4 protein-coding genes are annotated in these 3,942 nt (G+C 72.1%); 1 reads left to right on the top strand and 3 read right to left on the bottom strand.

The features are described 5' to 3' along the window. From AB0C20_RS35520 to AB0C20_RS35510, 3 genes are all read right to left on the bottom strand, one after another. A partial coding sequence (locus AB0C20_RS35520; RefSeq protein WP_357569653.1) for an extracellular solute-binding protein occupies positions 1-867 on the bottom strand: 867 nt, incomplete at its 3' end. Between the two features lie 26 nt (positions 868-893). Further along, positions 894-1,643 (bottom strand): SIS domain-containing protein, encoded by a 750-nt coding sequence (locus AB0C20_RS35515; RefSeq protein WP_091403970.1) that lies wholly within the window; start codon positions 1,641-1,643, stop codon positions 894-896. Continuing rightward, entirely contained in the window at positions 1,640-2,593 is a 954-nt protein-coding gene (locus AB0C20_RS35510; RefSeq protein WP_357191550.1) for a MurR/RpiR family transcriptional regulator, read from the bottom strand. The genes AB0C20_RS35515 and AB0C20_RS35510 overlap by 4 nt, the downstream gene beginning before the upstream one ends. A gap of 206 nt (positions 2,594-2,799) precedes the next feature. Here AB0C20_RS35510 and AB0C20_RS35505 point away from each other — a divergent pair, with 206 nt between their 5' ends. Then, a complete protein-coding gene (locus tag AB0C20_RS35505; protein WP_357569652.1) occupies positions 2,800-3,786 on the top strand; it encodes a BadF/BadG/BcrA/BcrD ATPase family protein in 987 nt (328 codons plus the stop codon). Positions 3,787-3,942 lie beyond the last annotated feature (156 nt).

The following is a 3,942-nucleotide window of genomic DNA, read 5'->3' as shown; positions in this document are numbered from 1 at the left end:
CTTGTCGCTGAACTTCGCCCCGACCTCGGCCCACGCCGCGGCGGCCTGCTTGACGGCGTCCTGCTTCCAGGCGCCGTCCTCCAGGTTGTCGATGTTCTTCAGCACGTCCGTGCCGCCGATCTTGGCGGCGTGGGTGAGGATCACGTTCCACTGGTAGTACGCGGCGTTCGCACCGGCGTAGCCGTACGGGGTGATGCCCTTGGCCTTGATGTTCGTGAGCAGGGCCATGAACTCGTCCCAGTTCTTCGCCGGCGCCCACCCGTTGTCCTTGAACAGCTTGCCCGAGTACCAGATGCCGAAGACGGTGGAGACGTAGTACAGGACGAACGGCTTGCCGTTGAACGAACCGGCCTCGATGGTGCCCGGCACCACTGTGTCGCGGACCTTCTTGGACGGGTCGTCGACCGACGGCGCGTCCCACAGCTCGGTGAGGTCCTGAAGCTGACCGTCGGCAACGAGCGCGCCGAAGTCCATCAGCTTCTCGCCCGAGTTGTTCACGAACTCCGGCGGGTTACCGGATGCGAACCGCGGCTGGAGCACCGTGGAGACGGCCTGGGTGGCCTGGTGCTTGACCTCGGCCTTGGGGAACGCCTTCTTGTACAGCGGCTCGTGCACGTCGGTGGCGTACTTCTCGCCGTAGCCACCGTTGAAGATGACCACCTCGATCGCGGCGTCCTCCTTGACGCCCAGCGGGTTCTTCTCGCTCTTGGTGCCGCCGGCGACCTGCTCGTTGTCACCGTCGCTGCCGCTGGTGGCGCAGGCGCCGAGCAGGCCGATGGCCGGAGTGGCGAGCATGCCCACGGCGGCGGCGCGACGCAGCACCGTGCGACGGTCGAGTGCGGCCGGGTGTTCGGGGGTAATCGACATCGTCGTCTCTCCTTGTGGAATTCGGGTCATGCGGTACGCCGGAGACGTCCGGCGTACCGCGACTCGAGGGCGAGGTTGTGCTCGTCCCCGCCGGGGACGTTGGCGGAGAGGTAGATAGGGGGTACCTCCCCGGCCTGGTGGAACCGTCGTACGACCTCCGCGGTCAGCAACTGCGCCAGCAGCGCCGTGGTGACCGAGGAGACCGCACAGACCGCGCCGCCGCCCTCGAGCGGCAGCAGTGCATCGCCGTACGGCGCGCCGTTGTCCAGCACGACGTCGGCGAGGTCGGCGAGCCGGTGCCCGGACGGGTGCCGTGGGGCGACCCGCGCGGTGTGCTCGACCGAGGTGACCGCGATCAACGGGTGACCGCGCTCGGTGACCAGCGCCGCCAGCTCGACCACCGAGCCGTTGATGCCGGATTGGGACGCCACCACGAACACGTCGCGCGGCTGGGGTGCCGCGAGGGCGTAGATCTGGTGGGCGATGGAGGGATCACGTTCCAGCTTGGGGTCGGCGAGCACGTCACGCGGTGCGTCACCGTGCATGACCAGGTCCCGTACCGAGAGCCGGTTGGTGGGGACCAACCCGCCGGCCCGGGCGACCAGCTCGGCGGCGAACGCCTCCGAGTGCCCGGCACCGAACGCCTGGAGCACGCCACCGTCGCGCAGGCTGTCGGCGATCAGGTCGGCGGCCCGGGTGATCCCGTCGGCCTCCGAGTCGAGCAGCCGGTCGAGCACCGGGCGGACGGCGTCCGCGTACCCCTGGGCGCTGATCATGAGTGGGCTCCCTTCGCTGCCTTGTGCCCGTCGACGGCCTGCGCTGTTCGCCGGAAGGCCGCGTGTGCCCGGTCGTGCGTGCGTTGGGCGACGGCGATGTAGAGCAGGTCGAGCACCACCAGTTGGGGGTGCCGGGCGGAGAGCGCGTCCGGCCGGAAGGTGGTCGCCTGGCTGGCCGTGAGCAGCACGATGTCGGCCAGCTCGGCCAGCGGTGAGCGGGGGAAGCCGGTGAGCGCGAGCGTGGTGGCGCCCCGGCTGCCCGCCTCGGCGAGCATCTCGATCGTCTCCCGGGTCTGCCCGGTGTGCGAGATGCCGAGCGCCACGTCCCCCGATCGCAGCAACGCGGCGCTGGCCAACCCCTCGTGCACGTCGTTCCACGCCCACGCCGCCACACCGATGCGGTGCAGGCTGAACTGCATCTCCTCACCGACCAGGGCACTGCCGCTGGCACCGAAGATGTTCACCCTGGTGGCGCCGGCGATTGCCACCGCGGCCCGCTCCACCTCGGTGAGGTCGAGCAGGGTGGCGGTGTCGTGCATGGCCCGGGTGTCGGCGGCCATGATCTGGTCGAGCACCCGGGCGAGCGGGTCGCTCGGCTGGATCTCGCGTCCGATGTCGACCGTCCAACCGGCGGAGCGGGCCCGGCCGGTCTCGGAGGCGATGCCCAGCCGCAGGTCGGCGTACCCCTCGAACCCCATCGCCCGGCAGAAGCGGGTGATGGTCGCCGGTGAGGTGCCGCTGCGCTCGGCCAGCTCGACGATTGTCGAGCGGGCGGCGGCCTCCGGGTCGCTGAGCACGTGCTCGGCGACCCGACGCAGGGCGCCGGTCAACTCGCCCAGCCCGTTGCGAACCCGGGCCAACACCCCGTCGGAGGCCGAGCTCCGCCGGTCGATCACATCGGCGTCGACCACCGCGGTCCCCGCGGCGGTGTCCACCTCGTGATCAACCATGAGACGCCTCAGCTTTCCGAAAAGACTGTTAACTGTTAGTGGTAAAAGTTCTTACTGAACGACCCTCTGTGTCAAGACTGTGGGCGAAGTTTTCAAACTGTTACCTGGTGCACAGCCCTCCACGCCCGCCACAACTTGCCCCGCACGACCCCGCCGACCAGCATGAACAAGCCAGATCGCCGTTCCGCGCAAGGAGACTCGTGCCGATGTCCGACACCGTCGTGGTGGGTCTCGATATCGGCGGTACGTCCACCCGGGCGACCGTCCTCACCCTCACCGGGCACCGCGTCGGCACCGGCCGCGCCGGTGGCGGCAACCCCACCAGCCACGGCGCCGAACGCGCCGCCGCCGAACTGCTGACCGCGCTGCGCGAGGCGCTCGCCGACGTTGACCCGACGCGGGCGGCCGCCGGCACCATCGGGCTCGCCGGAGCCGGCCGGCTGCTCGCCGACCCCGCCGGGCGGGCCGCCTTCGACCAGGCCTGGCACGACGCCGGCCTGCGCTGCCCGTACGAGGTGCACGGCGACGCCCTGGTCGCGTACGCCTCCGGCACCGCCGCCCCGGACGGAACCATCCTCATCGCCGGCACCGGCGCGATCACCGCCCAGGTCCACGAGCTGCGGCTCGACCGGATCGCCGACGGCCACGGCTGGCTCCTCGGCGACGCCGGCTCGGGCTTCTGGCTCGGTCGGGAAGCCGTGCGCCGGCTGCTCGCCGACCTCGACGCCGGCCGCGGGCTGGGCGCGCTGACCACCACCGTGCTCACCGAGATTCTGGGCAGCGCCGACATCGCCGCCCGCCCCCGGGACACCGTCGACGCCACCATCCAGACGGTGACGCGTCGACCCCCCATCGAGCTGGCCCGGCTCGCCCCGCTTGTCGTCGACGCCGCCACCCACGGTGACCCGGTCGCCACCGCGCTGATCACCACCGCCGCCGGGCACCTCACCGAGAGCGTGAGCCGCATCCGCCCCGCCAGGGCCGTGACGCCGATCGTGCTGGGCGGCGGCCTGCTCACCGCGGACACCCCGCTCGCCGCCGCCGTCCGAGCCGAGATCGCGCGACACTGGCCGGACGCGCCACTGCGGACCGCCGGAGACGGCGCCGCCGCCGCGGCCTGGCTCGCCGCCCGTGGCCTACCCGAGGTGACCGACCCGGCCGCCCTGCACGCCCGCCTCTTTCCGACCCCCTGACCCACCAGCCCGCACACGCCGGGCCCGCACACGCCGGGCCCGCACACGCCGGGCCCGCACACGCCGGGCCCGCACCTCCGGGCCCGCACCTCCGGGCCCGCACCTCCGGGCCCGCACCTCCGGGCCCGCACCCCGCCGCACCCCCGCCTGGCCCGC

It is taken from the genome of Micromonospora sp. NPDC048843, assembly GCF_040649965.1.
GTDB lineage: Bacteria > Actinomycetota > Actinomycetes > Mycobacteriales > Micromonosporaceae > Micromonospora > Micromonospora hortensis.
This window is presented reverse-complemented; position numbering and strand designations above follow the sequence as displayed.